Raw genomic sequence first — 17,380 nt, 5'->3', positions numbered from 1 at the left:
GTAAACTTGAGGGCAAGGCGATGGATTTAAGTCGGTTTGAAACCATGGACAGCAATATCTTGTTAGGCATAGTGAATGAAAAGTTACGCCTTGAGTGTGACTCTTTGGACGATTTAGCGGGATATTTTGATATACCCAAAGAAGGCCTAGAGCAAAAGCTTGAGCATATAGGCTTTCAGTACGACTTTATCAGTAACCAATTTAAGCAGTTTTAATGCGGTGATAAGCGGACGTAAAAAAACCAAGCCTGTTGGCTTGATTTTTTAATCAGCACCTTGATGATAAATTTTACTGCTCAAAGTCATCCGGCTGCTGGGTCAATTGGGCTTCGATATTGGCGATGCCTTCGAGTATTGCGTCACATTTCGCATACCCCTGAGACAACATGATCATACGCTCGCCGGTTGAGTAAACCAAGGTGGGGTAGCTGAATACTTGCCACATGCGAGACATCTCAAAATCTTGCTTGGTTGCTTCTATAATCGCTTCAGAATCAAATAAGTCAGCAAAAAAACTTTGGTCTAGCCATTCATTGGCAATATCTGCCAACACTTGCGGCTGAGTGATGTCCAATTTTTGTTGATAGAAGCCTTGCTGTAATGCAAACAGGTAAGCAAGTTGATGTTCGGGTTTAGCTTCGCCCATTAAGGTTACCGCACGACAAGCCGGCTCGGTGTCATAGATAAAACCGTTCGTTTGATTTAAAAAATCATGATTAAAACTTTGTTCTGTGGTGGCGGTGACTTTTTGCCAGTGGTGAGCCAGTTCTTGTGCAAATTCCGGAGTTAAAGCCTGAGCATCAGCACCTGTTCGTAACCCTCCCATAACTAACTCAAGTTGTAATTTTCCTGCTACAGCAGCTTGGAGTTTGGCGAGCTCTGGGGCAAACCCAAAACACCAGCTGCACATAGGGTCTGCGATATAGATTAGTTTATTCATAATGTCTGGCTTTGAGAAAAGTAAACCTTAGCATATCAAAGCCAGCACGGGAGTAAAGAGAGGCCAGCGCTGATTAGGAGGTTAAGGTTTCAGGTTGCTCTGATTGCACCAGTTGAACTTGATAAAACCAGCCGTTCCAATAACTTCCGTCGAAGTCTCGAATGGTAACTTCATCGGTTTTTTTATTAAAAAATGTAATAATTCCAGCGTGTTGGGGCTGTCTTCCCGTTGGCATATATGCTGCGACTTTGCCTATCATTGGAACCTCCTCAGGCGACTTGAGTCCTAATTATAGGTAAGATTTTATATCTGCCAATCTTGGATTTGGCGCTTAAAGATCAAACCGCAGCTAAGTGATTTTACAAATCTTAGCCAGCCTTTTATTCAAGGGCGATACAGCCCGATACGAAATAAAAAATTTTTTTCTATGCCTGCTGTTTTTCTTTTGGCATCCTAGCGCAAGAGTTGAATAAGGTAACAGACAATGACGAAATCAAACCACTTTACCCCCGATGAGCTGATTGATGCAGCTTACGATATCTTTCTTGAGTTAGCACAAGATAACCTTGAACCAGCAGACATGATGCTACTGGCGGCCCAATTTGAAGAGCGTGGCGCAGCTGACATTGTTGCCATGGGTTTTGATTGGGATGAGCAAGTGGGCTTTGAAGTCGATGAAGGGGAGTATACCGAAGTGGTTATCGGCTTAGTTGACGAAGATGACGCTTTAACGGATGTCTATGCTCGCTTATTATTGAGCAATGATAAAGAGCAAAAGTTTTGTCATATTCTGTGGAAAGAAGCTTAACTTTCCACCGTATTTAATGACCTTAAATTGAGTCAAAGCAAGCAAAAAAAGCTTGCTTTTGAGCCATCCCAGACATGTTCTGAAGTGTCAATTTTGCAAGTTTAAAAAGCAAAAAAATTCTCAAATTTAATCCCGCTCGCAATTTGAATATTCTCTAATCAGATAGCCCTAAGCCGACATTTTTGCTTGATCTGGATCAAAGCTCAAAATGCTTTTTTCTCGCCTAATACACCACATATTGTGTTTTAATTTCTTTTGTCGTCTATATTTAGTGGTGCGACACATTATTTTGATTCTTGGAGACTGGCTTGTGAAACCTGTGGTTATTAAGCGTGATGGTGCGCGCGTGCCGTTTGATATGCAACGTATTGAGTCCGCTGTATTATCCGCGATGGAAAATGTGACCCAACCTGATCCTCAGTATGCGCATCACATTGCGTTGCAGGTATCTGAGCAAATACAATCTCGCTATGAAGTAGATATTCATGAGCTGCAGCAAGCCGTGGAAGACACCTTAATGGTCAGTGACTTCAAAGAGGTGGCGCGCCACTATATTGAATATCGCCACGACCGTGACACGGTACGTGAACGCAAAAGTCGCTTGGCGACTGAAATTCGTGGCTTAGTGGAGCAAAGCGACGCCTCGTTATTGAACGAAAATGCGAACAAAGACAGTAAAGTTATTCCGACTCAGCGTGATTTGCTCGCCGGCATTGTCGCCAAGCATTATGCCACCTCGCATATGCTGCCAAAAGACATAGTTAATGCGCATAAATGTGGTGACATTCATTACCACGACTTAGACTACGCGCCTTTCTTTCCTATGTTTAACTGCATGCTGATTGACCTCAAAGGCATGTTGACGCACGGTTTTAAAATGGGAAATGCGGAGATTGAAACGCCGAAGTCGATTGCTACGGCAACGGCGGTAACGGCGCAGATTATTGCCCAAGTTGCCAGCCACATTTACGGTGGTACTACGATTAACCGTATCGACGAAGTATTAGCGCCTTACGTGGAAGCCAGTTTTGAGAAAAACCAAGCCTTGGCGCAAGAATGGCAGATCCCTGAAGCGGAAGCTTTTGCCATTAGTCGCACTGAAAAAGAGTGTTATGACGCGTTTCAGTCACTTGAATACGAAGTTAATACGTTGCATACCGCAAATGGCCAAACGCCTTTTGTCACTTTTGGCTTTGGTTTAGGTACGAGCTGGGCTGCGCGTTTGATTCAGCAGTCTATTTTGAAAAACCGTATCGCCGGTCTCGGTAAAAATAAGAAAACAGCCATTTTCCCCAAGTTGGTGTTTGCCATTAAAAAAGGCCTGAACCAGCAAGTGGATGATCCTAATTATGACATTAAGCAGTTAGCGTTAGAGTCTGCCTCTAAGCGCATGTACCCGGATATCTTGAACTATGAGCAAATTGTTGAGGTAACAGGTTCGTTTAAAACCCCGATGGGCTGTCGCAGCTTCTTAGGTGATTACCAAGAAAATGGCGAGCTGATACACGATGGCCGTAATAACTTAGGCGTTGTGAGCTTGAACCTACCGCGGATTGCGATTCAAGCCAAAGGTTGTGAACAAACATTCTACCGCTTATTGGATCAACGTTTAAGCGTGGCTAAGCGCGCTTTGGATACACGCATAGAGCGCCTTGACGGTGTGAAAGCGCGTGTTGCTCCTATTTTATACATGGAAGGGGCTTGCGGCGTGAGGCTACAAGCCGACGAAAACGTCAGCGAGATCTTCAAGAATGGCCGCGCCTCTATTTCCCTGGGTTACATTGGCCTACACGAAACAGTGCAAGCGCTGTACGGTGGTTCGCAGCACATTTATGATGATGCTGAACTGCGCCAGAAAGCACTTAACATAGTGCAAACCTTGCGCGCAGCCACAGAGCAATGGAAACGAGAGTCAGGTTATGGTTTTAGCTTATACAGTACCCCAAGTGAAAACTTGTGTAGCCGCTTTTGCAAGTTAGATACCAAACAATTTGGCGTGTTAGAAGGCGTGACAGATAAAGGCTATTACACTAATAGTTTTCATTTAGACGTGCAAAAGCAAGTGAATCCATTTGATAAGCTTGACTTTGAAATGGCTTATCCGGCGATCAGCAACGGCGGTTTTATTTGCTATGGCGAATACCCCAATATGCAGCATAACTTAGAAGCGTTGGAAAATGTGTGGGATTACGCTTACGACCGAGTGCCTTATTACGGCACTAACACGCCAATTGATGAGTGTTATGACTGTGGCTTTAGCGGTGAGTTTAGCTGTACTAGCAAGGGGTTTACTTGCCCGAGTTGTGGTAATCATGAGCCATCCCGAGTGTCTGTTACTCGCCGCGTATGTGGCTACTTAGGCAGTCCCGACGCAAGACCGTTTAACGATGGCAAACAAGCAGAAGTGATCCGCCGCGTGAAGCACTTGTAGGGAACCTATGAAATATCAACAATATTACCCCGTTGATGTCGTGAATGGCCCCGGCACTCGCTGCACCCTGTTTGTTTCAGGGTGTGAGCATCAATGTAAGGGCTGTTATAACCAAAAGACGTGGTCTTGTGACGCCGGCCATGATTTTAATGATGCCATGGTGGCGCTAATAATTGCTGATTTGAATGACAGCCGAATTAAGCGTCGTGGCTTGTCGTTATCAGGTGGTGACCCTCTGCATCCTAATAACCTCGACGCGGTCTTGGCTCTGCTTCAAGCGGTAAAACATCATACAGAAAACAAGGATGTGTGGTGTTGGACAGGTTATACCTTGGCGGAGTTAAGTCAGCAGCAACGGGATTTATTGCCTTATATTGACGTGTTGATTGACGGTAAGTTTGAGCTAGAAAAGAAAGACCTTTCTTTGCAATGGCGCGGCAGTAGCAATCAAGTGATTCATGATTTAGCCGCTTTAAGAAAGACTTAAAGCGGCTGGTAATTGTGATTACTCAACAAAAGCGTTTAGGCGATCAAACACAGGGTGTTCAGCGCCGTATTGCTCAACGGCTAAAACGTCCTCGAGCTTTAACGTTTGTTGGGTGATTTGTTCAAGGCGTTGATCATCATCCACCAGCAGCCAAATCTTACTGCGTTGCTTATCTTGCATCGGCAGACAAAGGATCCCTTCAACGTTAAATGCGCGGCGGGCAAACATGCCACAAACGTGAGACATTACACCTGGGTGGTTATTCACCGTAAGCTCTAATACTGCGCGACTGTTTAATTGACTCATGATTAACGTTCCTCGATTAAGTCTTTGTTTGCGGCGCCTGGCGGAACCATAGGGAATACCATTTCTTCTTCAGAAATCGGTACATTAATTAGCACCGGCCCAGGCGTGCTTAATGCTTCGGTTAGCATCGCTTGTGGATCGTCGGCTTTGCCTAAGTCAAACCCAGATGCGCCCATACCTTGTGCGACGAGTGCAAAATCTGCGGTACGCTTATTATTGATTTGCGAGAAGTTTTCTTTATAGAACAAAGCTTGTTGTTGGCGTACTAAGCCAAGGTGGGCATTGTTAAGCACGATAACTTTCACGTTCAGGTTATGCTCTACCGCTGTATCTAATTCCTGAATATTCATCATGATACTGCCATCACCACTGATACAAATGGCCATGTATTCTGGTTGTGCTAAGGCCGCACCAATCGCCGCTGGTAAACCATAGCCCATGGTGCCTAAGCCGCCTGAACTGCTCCACTGGCGTGGGCGTACAAATGGGTATACTTGCGCGGTCCACATCTGGTGTTGGCCTACATCGGTTTGTACCGTGGTGTTATCGCCGGCAATGCTGGCAACCTGTTTCAATAAACCATAAGGGTTAAACAAGTTATCTTCACTCGGTACCATGATCCCATGATGCTCGTTTAGCCACTTAATCCGCTCAACCCACTCCGTTCTTGGGTTTGGCTCACAGCTGTCTAACAGGCTTTTAATACAAGGGCCGACGTCAGCGTTGATGGCGAGCGTAGGCGTTTTTAATTTGCCTAATTCACTGCGGTCGATATCTATATGCAGCACTTTGGCTTGCGGGCAGAATTCACTGATTTTACCCGTGGCGCGATCATCAAAGCGAACGCCTGCGCCAATTAATAAGTCACACTCTTCGAGCGCGATATTGCTGCCTTTCGAGCCATGCATTCCCAGCATGCCCATGTGCAGTGGATGACCGTGAGGGAAAATGCTTAAACCTAAAAAGGTAGAAACAGCCGGAATTCCGAGTTTTTCTGCTAAGGCGACGACCTGTTCACTACTGCCTGATTGAATGATGCCGGCGCCTACCATCAACATAGGGCGTTGGGCGTCCTTGATCATGGCTTTCATTTGTTCAATATCAGCGAGCGTTGGCTGCGGTTTAGGCATCGCCTTACCTGGCTCTGGAAACTCGTCTATCTCAATAATTTGGTTTTGCACGTCTTTTGGAATATCAATAGCCACCGGGCCAGGACGACCAGAAGTGGCAATCCGAAAGGCCGCAGGTATTACTTCTAACAGTTCTTCCGCTGAACGCACTAACCAGTTGTGCTTGGTAATCGGCACCATTAAACCAAAGGTATCAATTTCTTGGAATGCATCGGTGCCCAGCATGCTACTGGGTACTTGGCCTGTAATCGCTACCACGGGAATTGAGTCGAGGTGGGCGTCGGCGATGGCAGTCACTAGGTTAGTTGCGCCAGGCCCTGAGCTGGCAAAACATACCGCGGCTTGACCAGTGACTCGCGCCATGCCTTCAGCAATAAAGCCGGCACCTTGTTCATGACGGGTTAGCACGTGCTTAATGTTACTCCCCGGCAGGGCGTCATACAGGGGTAAGGCTGCGCCACCAGGCAAGCCTGCAATTTGCTCTATGCCTTGGCGCTCTAATAATTTGATAACAAGTTGTGCTCCACTGATTTGCATAGTTGCCTCTTTTGTTCCAGTGAATTTTAAAACGGCATAAAAAAACCCCCTTGGGCTTATGCCGAAGGGGGTTTTTTTATTCTGCAACCCGCTACGGCAAAGACCTAACCACGACTAGTACCACGACTTTGACGACGCGTACTAGAGTGTTGATTAGAGTATTAGCGATAGCTTGGTGCATCTGAATTCCTTTTATAGTTGGCTAGAAAATACCAAATCCTCTCGCCTAGGGCAAATCTGGTAACCGCTTACTGATGATGAATCGAGCCTACGACTGCTACTTTTCACTATTGGCGTGCCGGGTTTTTTAATCAGGTTGGCAGAATATTTTGCTAACACTGCTTAACGTAGAGTGAAGTAATGTTAAAGCTAGGATAACCGGAGTATTTTGGTTATTTTATACAGCCCGCGAGAGTGTGAGCTCGCGCATTTATCACGAGCCTAGTTACTGGCGTTAGCCAGTTTTTCGAGGGCACTGTTGAGATTAAACTGCAATATTTTGCGTTCAATTAAGCTCAACTCGTTAAATGGAATTTGATTGTCTTGTAGCGTTAAGCCTTGACTGTTGACGTCCATGTATTGGCTTTGCGCCACTTTGGTCTGATAGTGCTGAAATTGCTGCTGAATGTTATCGGGTAGGTCGATCGCCGAAATTTTCCAATTACCATGATAGCGAATCAGCTCTAAGGTAAAAGGTGTCTTAACTTTCGCTTTTTGATCGACGGCTGCTAAATAACCGTCAATACGAATGGTGTCTTGACTGATATAGGGCAGCCAAAATGAGCGCTGGCTCGTATGCAATTGATACATGGCAAACACAGGCACTTGGTAAAATTCTTGTAAGCTTGCTTCAAGGGCAAATAGACTATTAAAGTCCCCTTGCTGCGTTTGCTGTTGCTCGGTCAGGTAGCTTTGGGCGTGATTAAATTCCATTTCAGATATGGCGTTGAAAAAATCTTTAGCGGTTTGTTCTGAACGAGCATTTTCACCCATGATGCTGGCTGATAAGAGTAATAGCGCGATAAAAAAGAAAAGAAATACAACTGGCTTTTTGTTCTTAGACATAAAAAAGGGTATTCACCTGACAACTAAAGAGCTTGCAAATTAGCATTAAAGCAGCCTTGTCACAAACAATACTGGATCAATGCGCGGGGTTGAGAAGCGAATAAAGATAATGGTCACGCCATTGCCCAGCCACTTTTAGATAGTCACGAGCGAACCCTTCGGCCTCAAAACCTAATTTTAGCAGCAGTTGTTTGCTGCGGGTATTTTCCGTTACGTGGCTGGCCATAATGCGATGTAAGTCCTGCTGCTCAAACATAAATGCTAAAGTGGTTTGGCATAAACTCGACATTAAGCCTTGGCCTTGATGGCCTTGGTCAATCGAGTAACCTAGGTGGCAAGATTGAAAGACACCGCGAATGATATGGCTAAAATTGATGCTGGCCACCATTTTGCCGCTGCCCTTATCCAAAGCAGAGAAATGAAAGGCTTGCTGCGAGGCACACAAGTGTTGCTGCTGTTGCAATAGTGTTTGCCAAGTGGCTAATTGATAATAGGCGCTGCTGCGCTGGGGTTCCCACTGCGCCAGGTGGTGGCGGTTATTTAGTTGGTAATCCAAAGCTTGCTGGGCATGCTCAGGCCCGAGTACGGTGATAATGCAATCGGGGTGAGAAAGAACCGGTATAGGTGTTTGCACGACAAGGCCTTTTTGGGTGTTTACTCCATTATATGAAGGCCTTGCGTAATTGTCAGCTGTGTAGGTTAGCGTTACGCCGAAACCGCAGATAATGGATTAGGGTTGAACTGCGATAAAATAAACTGTCTTAGCCATTGGTGGCTCTTGTCTTGTTCACGCTGTTCTAACCAAGAGAGAAAGTACGGCATGGTTTTTTGGCCAAATGGCGTAACGTGCCATTTTAGATGGCGCTGCCACAGGCTGTTTTCAAAGCAAGATTTTGGCACTATGGTTAACAAGTCGGTTTCGGCTGCAAGTGCCAGTGCGCTGTCAAAGCTATTCACTTGCAAGCCCACATTTAGCTTGTCTTGTTTGTGTAACAGAGTTTCGCCCTCTACTAGCACAAAGCGCTCGGCGGATAACTGATCCAAAGAGGACATGGCGTTAAACCTAGGGTGCTCTTTGGCGTAAACCAAAATCAAGTTGTCCTCTGCAAGTGTTTCACAGACGATATCTTCCCCTTCCATCGCGTGATTGTTAATGATGAAGTCGACGCGATTATGCTTTAACGCTTCAAGGTTTAAATTATCATTAATGCTTAGCTGATAATGATCTGCTTGCTTAGCCAATTGGTTTAAACACCCTTGCCATTGGCTGGTAGCCAACTTTGCTGGCACCGCTAAATTGAAGTTAAGGGTGGGTTGCGATGCTTGGTTGCTTGGCAAAACCTGACCAATATTGTTCAAGGCTAAGCTGATGGGTTGGTATAAACTTTGTGCTAACGTGGTGGGTTGCATGACGCCACCGCTGCGATAAAACAGCTCATCGTCAAACCTTTTTCGTAATCTGTTTAAGCCCAAGCTCATCGCCGGTTGCGACATGTTAAGAAGCTTGGCTGCCTTGGAGACGTTTTGCTGTTCCATTACTGTAATAAACAGCGTCAACAGGTTTAAATCCATATTTCTTAATTGTCTTTTCATTATTTGCCTCGGTGATTCTTTGCATTAGGACTATTGAACTGGTTTAGCTTATGCTGAGGATGCTGAACCTTGGCTGAATAATGAACACGCTTTGTTCAGCCCTTACGACTGATGCGAGGATCTCACCGACAGATGCTGTGAGCGGGTTTATTGCTTTCTCATAGCGGGAGGCGGATAATACCGCAACGATTGATCCACTTAGCAGCGTTATGACCCAAGCTCGCACGCCATTTGAAAAAAATAAATTTGATAAGAAAAACCTCTCAAATTCTGCCGTAGAGGCGTTGAAGGTACCGCCTCATTCTTTTGAAGCTGAGCAGTCTGTGTTGGGCGGTGTCATGCTTGATAACCAAGCTTGGGATCGCGTGGCAGAAGCCGTGGTGGACCAAGATTTCTACTCACGACCGCACCGGCTTATTTTCAAAGCCATGGAGCGCTTAACCAGTGACAGTATGCCGCTGGACTTAATTACTGTGTCTGAGCGACTAGAGCGCGAGCAAGAACTTGACGCTGTAGGCGGCTTTGCGTATCTGGCAGAAATTGCGAAAAACACCCCAAGTGCAGCAAATATTTCAGCCTACGCCAACATAGTGCGTGAACGTGCAGTGGTGCGCGAGTTGATTGGTGTCGCCAATGAAATTGCTGAAGCGGGTTATGATCCTGAAGGGCGGGGCAGCGACGAATTATTGGATTTTGCTGAAAGCAAAGTATTTAAAATTGCGGAGTCTCGGGCTGATGCTAACGAAGGCCCCCAAGATATCAACTCTATTTTAGAAAAAACCGTCGACAAAATAGAAGACCTTTATAAAAACCCACAAGACGGTGTCACTGGCGTATCAAGTGGCTACGCTGATTTAGACAACATGACGGCAGGCTTTCAATCTTCAGACTTAATCATAGTGGCAGCACGTCCTTCTATGGGTAAAACCACTTTTGCGATGAACCTAGCCGAACATGCGGCGATGACCAATGACAAGCCGGTTATCATTTTCTCGTTAGAGATGCCTTCAGAACAAATTATGATGCGTATGTTGGCTTCGTTGGGGCGAATTAATCAAGGTAGCATACGTACTGGTCAGCTGAATGATGACGATTGGGCGAGGCTATCGTCCACCATGGGCTTGTTACTGGAAAAATGTAACATGTACGTTGATGATAGCTCAGGTTTAACTCCTACCGAATTACGTTCGCGCGCCAGGCGAATTGCGAAAGATCATGGCGGCGTGTCAATGATCATGGTGGATTACCTGCAATTGATGCGCGTACCTTCGCTCAGTGATAACCGTACCTTGGAAATTGCTGAAATTTCAAAGTCCTTAAAAGCGTTGGCGAAAGAATTAAAGTGTCCCGTGATTGCTCTGTCGCAGCTTAACCGTACCTTGGAGCAACGGGCCGACAAACGGCCAATCAACTCTGACTTACGTGAATCAGGCTCTATTGAGCAAGATGCTGACTTAATTATGTTTATCTACCGCGACGAAGTTTATAACGAAGACTCTACAGAAAAAGGCATTGCAGAAATCATCATCGGCAAACAACGTAACGGCCCCATAGGTAAAGTACGCCTGACCTTCCAAGGTCAATTCTCTAGGTTTGATAATTACGCAGGCCCCGCTTTTGATGATGATGAATAAATGGTCGCAGGAGTCAGTATGAAAGCTGCAACCGCTGTCATAGACCTCACCGCTTTGCGTAATAACCTGAAGCAGCTCAAGTTGATGGCCAACCAGTCTAAGGTGTTGGCGGTAGTCAAAGCGAACGCTTATGGTCATGGCCTAGTGCAAATCGCCCACGCCCTGGATGCCGCAGATGCCTTTGGTGTGGCACGTATTGAAGAAGCTTTGGCGCTGCGCTCTGGTGGTATTGTAAAGCCAATTATTTTGTTGGAAGGTTTTTTTAATGCTTCGGATATTCCGGTGCTGGAAGCCAATAATATTCAGACCGCTGTGCACAATTTAGAGCAGTTACAAGCGTTAGAGCAAAGTAATATTGAAGGGCAAATAAAAACCTGGCTTAAACTGGACACGGGTATGCACCGCTTGGGGGTGCATCAAGACGAGTTTGCCTCTTTCCTGTGCCGCTTACAGCAATGCTCTCGGGTATTTCAGCCGGTGAACGTGATGACGCACTTTAGCCGTGCGGATGAGCTTGATCAAGATTACACCAAGCTGCAAATCGCGCGCTTTTTGGCATCAACCAAAGACGTCACAGGCAAATGTTCACTGGCCAATTCTGCTGGCGTAATAGCCTGGCCTGATGCGCATGGCGATCTTATTCGGCCTGGCATCGCACTTTATGGCGTCTCACCTTTTGCCGATCAACAGGGGAAAGACCATCAATTAACCCCAGTGATGCGTTTAACGTCTTGCTTGATTGCGGTCCGCAAGCACCTCCAAGGTGAACCGGTTGGTTATGGCGGCAGTTGGGTGGCACAGCGTGATACAAGGTTAGGCGTTGTCGCTATCGGTTATGGCGACGGTTATCCGCGCAATGCGCCGGCGGGCACGCCCGTGTTTGTGAATGGTCGCATCGTGCCAATTGTTGGTCGTGTCTCGATGGATATGCTAACCGTAGACTTAGGGCCTGACAGTCAAGAAGTCATGGGAGATGAAGTGGTGCTCTGGGGGCCTGAGTTGCCCGTTGAGGATGTGGCTAATGCGATTGGCACGATTGCTTACGAATTGGTGACCAAATTAACCCAACGGGTTGATCTCAGCTATCAAGGTTAGCCGCTAACGCAAAGTCGGTAATAAATAGCGAGTAACTCTGCACGAGGAACAAACAATGTGGCAGCAAGTTAATATTCAACTTTCACCGAAAGCCCGAGGCTTTCATTTAGTGACCGAAGAAATTGTTAAGCAGTTGCCGCAATTGCAGCTGTATCAAGTGGGTCTGTGCCACTTGTTCTTGCAACACACCAGCGCTAGCATCAGCATCAATGAAAATGCCGATCCCACCGTGCGCCTTGATCTAGAGTCTCATTTTAATCATTTTGTGCCTGAAGGCATGCAGTATTATCAGCATGATTATGAAGGCTTAGACGACATGCCCGCCCACATTAAGTCAGCCACTTTAGGGTGTCAGTTGAGCCTACCCATTAGTCAGGGTCAATTAGCTTTAGGGTGCTGGCAGGGGATCACTTTGGGAGAGCACAGAGACAGGGCAGGCTCGCGCACTTTAGTCGTTACGCTGCAAGGTCAACTGACCACTTAACTCATTCGAAATCCAGTATTTATTGTCTATTGGCAGCCGCTGCAAGCTGCCTTTTATTGCCCTTATTTCACGCTTTTGAAGTGAACTAAGGCCTGCATTTTTACGTAATAACCCTCTAAGCCAAGTTTACCGCAATCACTCATCCATTTTCGTCGGTAAGCCTTTTGATGATTGGGGGAAGTGATGAAAAAAGCGCTTTATTGGTTCAGTAACGACCTCAGGTTACAAGATAATCGCACTTTGACCACCCTATTGATGCAAGCTGACAAAATTGCATTTGTATACGTGATTGATCCTCGATGGTTTAAACCGCAAAATTTTCACCATAAAATGGTGGGTAATCATCGCTGGCGTGTGATTTGCCAGTCTTTGCTACAGCTTCAGTACCAACTTCAGCAACATGGCCATCAATTAACTTTGGTTTCAGGGCCTGCAGAGCAACAAATTATTACGTTAGCTCGCGAGCATGAGATAGACATTATTGGCCATGGCGAACAAGTTGGCGTGTATGAGCAGCAAGTGTGGCAAACCATTATCCAAGCGTTACCCCAAGTGGAATGTGTAAGCCTTTGGGATAGCACCTTGTTTGCTTCTAACCAGCTAAACTTAACGCCGGACACACTGGCGTCTTTTTCTAAATTTCGTAAACTGATTGAGCGCGAGCCTATTGCGCCCCATGGTCCAGGCAAAATTCACCTTGATGCCTTGCCTTATCCTCTGACTCTGGTGAGTGAAGAAGAAGCTCAACACGCCTGGACTCGGCTACCTAATTATGGCGCGAGTCAAAGCGAGCATAGCTCGTTGTTCCAAGGCGGCGAAATGACCGCGATTGCTCACCTGACGCAATATTTTAGCTCTGACGCACCGCAAACCTACAAACAAACGCGCAACGCGTTAGATGGCTGGCAGCAATCAACTAAATTGAGTCACTTTTTGTCTCTTGGCAATGTGTCTGCACGTCAGGTTTGGCAAGAGCTTAAGTTGTACGAAGAGCAATACGGTGCCAACGAGTCGACCTATTGGATTGGTTTTGAGCTTTGGTGGCGAGAGTATTTTCAGTGGCTAGCATTGCAACTGGACTGGCGCTTATTCAGCTTTCAAGGGCGCGCGCAGCAGCCGCCTTTAACCAGTTATTTTGCCGAGCGGTTTAAAAAGTGGTGCCACGGTACAACGCCTTATCCCTTGGTCAATGCTTGTATGCGAGAGCTTAACAGCACCGGCTACATGTCTAACCGAGGTCGGCAGTTGGTTGCCAGCTGTTTAGTGAATGAAATGGGCATTGATTGGCGCTTTGGCGCAGCTTATTTCCAGCAACAGTTAGGAGACCATGACGTCGCTGCGAACTGGGGAAATTGGCAATACATTGCGGGCGTAGGAGCCGATCCTCGTGGTGGGCGCCATTTTAACTTAGATAAACAAACTCAGATGTTTGATCCCGAAGGGCATTTTATTGCCAAGTGGCAGGGTGACAATACGACCCTGGCGTTAGACTCGGTTGACGCCGCAGATTGGCCAAGAGATGATCCGCAAGGCTCAGCCAAAAACAGGGATTGCTCATGAGCATTGCCCTTGTATGGTTAAAGCGGGATCTCCGGCTGCAAGATCACGCGCCATTGCAACAAGCCTTAGCCTCAGGTTTACCTGTGTTATTGCTGTATTGTTTTGAGCCCATGTTACTCGATGACAAGCACTACCGTCAGCGTCACTGGCGTTTTGTACGCCAGTCATTACATGATATGGCGCAACAACTGCCACCCGGTGCTTTGTATTGTGTAGAGCAAGATGCTCTGGCATGTCTAAAGCTTATCGATGAGCAATTGGGAATTGGCCAATTATTTTCTCATCAAGAGGTGGGGTTAGCGAATACCTTTACCCGTGACATCAAGGTGCAGCAGTGGTGTGACTCTCGAAATATTAGTTGGCTACAAAGTCCGATTGGCGCCGTGATCCGAGGCTTAACTCACCGACAAGAATGGGATAAACGCTGGCAGAAAGTGATGCGCGCCCCCTTGGCCGAGGTTAATGTGGAGCAGGGAAATTGGCTAGATGGCGTAAAGCTGGGGCTACCTAAGGGGGTCGACTTAACGCAAAAAGAGCCCAGTGGCCAATTTCAACAAGGGGGAGAGCTGGCAGCGTGGCAAACCCTTGAATCGTTTTTCACCGAGCGAGGCAAAAACTACGCGTATAGTTTATCGAGTCCAGCCCTGAGCCAGCAACATTGCTCACGCTTCTCTGCATACCTGGCTTGGGGCAATATCAGTTTACGGCAAGCTTATCAAAGTTTGCTCAGTCATTGGCAAACGCCGGGGTGGCGTCGCAGCCTAGTGGCGCTCAGTTCTCGCTTGCATTGGCACTGCCATTTTATCCAAAAGTTTGAAAGTGACTGCCAAATGCAGTTTCAGCCTGTTAACGCCGGTTATAAGGATTTACCGCGCACCACAGGCGTCCGATCAGAACGTTTTTTAGTCGCTTGGCAGAGAGGCCAAACAGGGATTCCTATGGTTGATGCTTGCATGGTGTGCTTGCAGCAAACTGGCTATATCAATTTTCGGATGCGAGCCATGTTAGTGAGTTTCTTATGCCACCACTTGGCCGTTGATTGGCGCATGGGCGTGGAGTATTTGGCGAGCCTATTTTTAGACTTTGAGCCCGGAATACACTACAGCCAGTTTCAAATGCAAGCTGGTGTTACCGGTATCAACACCATACGTATTTATAACCCAGTAAAGCAAGGGCTTGAAAAAGATCCTGACGGCGAGTTTGTCAAAACTTGGTTACCACAATTGGCCCAAGTGCCAGCCCCTTTAGTGCATACGCCTTGGCAATTAACGCCAATGGAGCAACAGATGTATCAGGTGCAGCTAGGCCATGATTACCCTGAACCGATTGTGGATATTAAGCAGAGCTATAATCAAGCGAAGGAGCTATTGTGGCAATGGCGCAGTAAGCCTTTGGTTAAACAAGAAGGGCAACGGTTGTTGGCTCGTCATGTGAGACCAAAGCGATGAAAGCTGTAAAGGGCAAGCAGCAAACTCATACGCCACGCGCGCAGAAGGTGTGCTTGGTATGTTTGCGACCATTCAGCTGGCGTAAAAAATGGCAACGAGATTGGCCTAACGTTAAGTATTGCTCTAAGCGCTGTGCCGGGCAACGCAAACTTGTTCAGCGTGCACCGCACGATAAAGGAGATTTATGACCGAAACGGCTCACACCTTACGCTTGATCTTAGGTGACCAGTTAAATGCCCAACATTCTTGGCTACAACAGCAAGATGAAGGCGTCTTGTACGTGCTCGCTGAGTTGCATCAAGAAACGGCTTACGTGCAGCATCACGTGCAAAAAGTGTGCGCATTTTTTGCTGCGATGGGCGCATTTGCCGAGGCGATTCACCAAGCAGGCCATAGGGTGTTGCATTTAAGCTTAGATGACACGGCGCAATACGCAGATTTACCGACGTTGTTGCAAGCGCTGATAAAGCAGTATCAAGTCTCGCAGTTTGAATACCAGCTACCTGACGAATACCGGCTGCGTCAGCAACTCAGTGAGATGTGTCAAGACCTAAACATTAATACTCAAGCCTATGAAACGCAGCATTTTTATCTTAGTGAGCAAGAAATTATGGCCGATTTCAAAGTTGGTCACCGCCATCGCATGGAGGCTTTTTATCGTAAAATGCGCCAACGTCATCAAGTATTAATGAACAAGGGCGAGCCTGTCGGCGGGAAGTGGAATTTTGATGGCCAAAATCAAAATAAGCTTAAACCAGATGACTTTGACAAGGTACCCGCTCCCTTGCTGTTTGCCACCGACGTCAGCGACATTTTGGCTCGGCTAACGCGTCATCAAGTGGTGACGTTTGGTAAGGTTGAGTCAAGGCTATTGTGGCCCGTCACTCGGCGCCAAGCAGTGCAGTTATTAGACTTCTTCTGCCAGACTTGCTTGCCGTGGTTTGGCCAGTTTCAAGATGCCATGACTGGTAAACTCGATGACATGTTAAATCAAAAGCAATGGAGCTTATTTCACAGTCGTATTTCATTTGCATTGAATTGCAAAATGATCAGCCCCAAACAAGTCATTCACCGTGCTATCGACGAGTATGATGCCCGTCCTGAGCAGATTAGCATTGCTCAAATAGAAGGCTTTGTCAGGCAAATATTAGGCTGGCGTGAGTTTGTGCGAGCTATTTATTGGCGCAACATGCCTGAGTATGGTGAACTGAATGCATTACAAGCAAGCCGCCAGTTACCAGATTGGTTCTGGAATGGTGAAACTGACATGCTTTGCCTTAAGCGCGCCATCAGTCAATCGCTCGACTATGCCTATGCTCATCATATCCAGCGCCTTATGGTCACAGGTAATTTTTGTTTATTGGCTGGCATTGACCCTGATGAAGTCGACAAGTGGTACTTAGGTGTCTACATTGACGCCATTGAGTGGGTAGAAATGCCAAATACTCGCGGCATGAGCCAGTTTGCTGACGGCGGTATTGTAGGCTCTAAGGCTTACGCAGCCAGTGGCAATTACATCAACAAAATGAGCGATTATTGCGGTGATTGTCGCTATCAAGTAAAGCAAGCTGTTGGTGATAACGCTTGCCCATTCAATGCCTTGTACTGGCATTTTATGGTGCAGCATCAAACTGCGTTTGCCAACAACCCGAGAAACAAAATGGTTTACGCAAATTGGCGCAAGAAACCGGTTGAGCAACAACAGGCGATACTGGATCAAGCTGAGCATTGGTTAGGTAACTTATCACAGCTCTAAATCTCAAGGGGCAAGGCTTGCTCCTGTTATCGTTGCTCTGGCATACCTTGTGGCAGATTACTTTGCTTTCTCAAGCTATTCTTTTGCAAATGGTTTAAGGTTAGTAT

The 17,380-nt window shown here is 46.6% G+C and carries 18 protein-coding genes; 11 read left to right on the top strand and 7 right to left on the bottom strand.

The window, feature by feature from the left end; genetic code table 11:
- The first annotated feature begins 20 nt into the window (after positions 1-20).
- Positions 21-215, top strand: coding sequence for a DUF4250 domain-containing protein (locus tag D1Z90_RS09500; protein ID WP_119910520.1), 195 nt, complete (start codon positions 21-23; stop codon positions 213-215).
- Positions 216-288: 73 nt separating this feature from the next.
- On the opposite strand, the gene D1Z90_RS09495 is transcribed toward D1Z90_RS09500, so the two are convergent.
- Positions 289-939 (bottom strand): DsbA family protein, encoded by a 651-nt coding sequence (locus tag D1Z90_RS09495; RefSeq protein ID WP_119910519.1) that lies wholly within the window; start codon positions 937-939, stop codon positions 289-291.
- Between the two features lie 73 nt (positions 940-1,012).
- The gene (locus tag D1Z90_RS09490; protein WP_119910518.1) at positions 1,013-1,198 is read right to left on the bottom strand and encodes a hypothetical protein; all 186 of its coding nucleotides are present in this window, start codon (positions 1,196-1,198) and stop codon (positions 1,013-1,015) included.
- A 225-nt stretch (positions 1,199-1,423) separates the two neighbouring features.
- On the opposite strand from D1Z90_RS09490, the gene D1Z90_RS09485 reads away from it, so the two are divergent.
- The 3 genes from D1Z90_RS09485 (at position 1,424) to nrdG (ending at position 4,665) form a co-directional block, all read left to right on the top strand.
- Positions 1,424-1,747: an HI1450 family dsDNA-mimic protein gene (locus tag D1Z90_RS09485; protein WP_119910517.1), complete on the top strand. Its 324-nt coding sequence runs from the start codon at positions 1,424-1,426 to the stop codon at positions 1,745-1,747.
- Positions 1,748-2,057: 310 nt separating this feature from the next.
- On the top strand, positions 2,058-4,178 hold the full coding sequence (nrdD, locus tag D1Z90_RS09480; protein WP_119910516.1) for an anaerobic ribonucleoside-triphosphate reductase: 2,121 nt from the start codon (positions 2,058-2,060) through the stop codon (positions 4,176-4,178).
- 7 nt (positions 4,179-4,185) lie between these two features.
- Positions 4,186-4,665, top strand: coding sequence for an anaerobic ribonucleoside-triphosphate reductase-activating protein (nrdG, locus tag D1Z90_RS09475; protein WP_119910515.1), 480 nt, complete (start codon positions 4,186-4,188; stop codon positions 4,663-4,665).
- 18 nt (positions 4,666-4,683) lie between these two features.
- On the opposite strand, the gene ilvN is transcribed toward nrdG, so the two are convergent.
- The 5 genes from ilvN to D1Z90_RS09450 all read right to left on the bottom strand — a co-directional run bounded on the left by ilvN (position 4,684) and on the right by D1Z90_RS09450 (position 9,296).
- Positions 4,684-4,971 carry an acetolactate synthase small subunit gene (ilvN, locus tag D1Z90_RS09470; RefSeq protein WP_119910514.1) on the bottom strand — a complete coding sequence of 96 codons (288 nt, stop codon included), beginning with the start codon at positions 4,969-4,971 and terminating at the stop codon, positions 4,684-4,686.
- A gap of 2 nt (positions 4,972-4,973) precedes the next feature.
- Positions 4,974-6,638, bottom strand: coding sequence for a biosynthetic-type acetolactate synthase large subunit (gene ilvB, locus D1Z90_RS09465; protein ID WP_119910513.1), 1,665 nt, complete (start codon positions 6,636-6,638; stop codon positions 4,974-4,976).
- Between the two features lie 441 nt (positions 6,639-7,079).
- Positions 7,080-7,703, bottom strand: a complete 624-nt coding sequence (locus D1Z90_RS09460; protein WP_119910512.1) for a hypothetical protein — start codon at positions 7,701-7,703, stop codon at positions 7,080-7,082.
- A gap of 76 nt (positions 7,704-7,779) precedes the next feature.
- Positions 7,780-8,337, bottom strand: coding sequence for a GNAT family N-acetyltransferase (locus D1Z90_RS09455; protein ID WP_198419090.1), 558 nt, complete (start codon positions 8,335-8,337; stop codon positions 7,780-7,782).
- Positions 8,338-8,408: 71 nt separating this feature from the next.
- Complete coding sequence (locus D1Z90_RS09450) at positions 8,409-9,296, bottom strand: LysR substrate-binding domain-containing protein (RefSeq protein WP_119910511.1); 888 nt, start codon at positions 9,294-9,296, stop codon at positions 8,409-8,411.
- Between the two features lie 209 nt (positions 9,297-9,505).
- Here D1Z90_RS09450 and dnaB point away from each other — a divergent pair, with 209 nt between their 5' ends.
- The 7 genes from dnaB to D1Z90_RS09415 all read left to right on the top strand — a co-directional run bounded on the left by dnaB (position 9,506) and on the right by D1Z90_RS09415 (position 17,273).
- Positions 9,506-10,930 (top strand): replicative DNA helicase, encoded by a 1,425-nt coding sequence (dnaB, locus tag D1Z90_RS09445; RefSeq protein ID WP_119910510.1) that lies wholly within the window; start codon positions 9,506-9,508, stop codon positions 10,928-10,930.
- A gap of 18 nt (positions 10,931-10,948) precedes the next feature.
- Positions 10,949-12,025, top strand: a complete 1,077-nt coding sequence (alr, locus tag D1Z90_RS09440; protein WP_119910509.1) for an alanine racemase — start codon at positions 10,949-10,951, stop codon at positions 12,023-12,025.
- Positions 12,026-12,080: 55 nt separating this feature from the next.
- The gene (locus D1Z90_RS09435; protein ID WP_119910508.1) at positions 12,081-12,509 is read left to right on the top strand and encodes a secondary thiamine-phosphate synthase enzyme YjbQ; all 429 of its coding nucleotides are present in this window, start codon (positions 12,081-12,083) and stop codon (positions 12,507-12,509) included.
- A 183-nt stretch (positions 12,510-12,692) separates the two neighbouring features.
- Positions 12,693-14,069: a DASH family cryptochrome gene (locus tag D1Z90_RS09430; protein ID WP_119910507.1), complete on the top strand. Its 1,377-nt coding sequence runs from the start codon at positions 12,693-12,695 to the stop codon at positions 14,067-14,069.
- The gene (locus tag D1Z90_RS09425; protein WP_119910506.1) at positions 14,066-15,517 is read left to right on the top strand and encodes a cryptochrome/deoxyribodipyrimidine photo-lyase family protein; all 1,452 of its coding nucleotides are present in this window, start codon (positions 14,066-14,068) and stop codon (positions 15,515-15,517) included. Before D1Z90_RS09430 ends, D1Z90_RS09425 begins: the two co-directional genes overlap by 4 nt.
- Before the next feature lie 47 nt (positions 15,518-15,564).
- Entirely contained in the window at positions 15,565-15,705 is a 141-nt protein-coding gene (locus D1Z90_RS09420; protein WP_438941744.1) for a DUF2256 domain-containing protein, read from the top strand.
- A complete protein-coding gene (locus tag D1Z90_RS09415) occupies positions 15,702-17,273 on the top strand; it encodes a cryptochrome/photolyase family protein (RefSeq protein WP_119910504.1) in 1,572 nt (523 codons plus the stop codon). The genes D1Z90_RS09420 and D1Z90_RS09415 overlap by 4 nt, the downstream gene beginning before the upstream one ends.
- The last annotated feature ends 107 nt before the right edge of the window (positions 17,274-17,380 follow it).

Origin of the sequence: Motilimonas pumila, from assembly GCF_003596335.1 — a bacterium.
GTDB classification, from domain to species: domain Bacteria; phylum Pseudomonadota; class Gammaproteobacteria; order Enterobacterales; family CBDFNC01; genus Motilimonas; species Motilimonas pumila.
The sequence above is the reverse complement of the archived record's forward strand: the minus strand, read 5'-3'. Positions and strand labels throughout refer to the sequence as shown.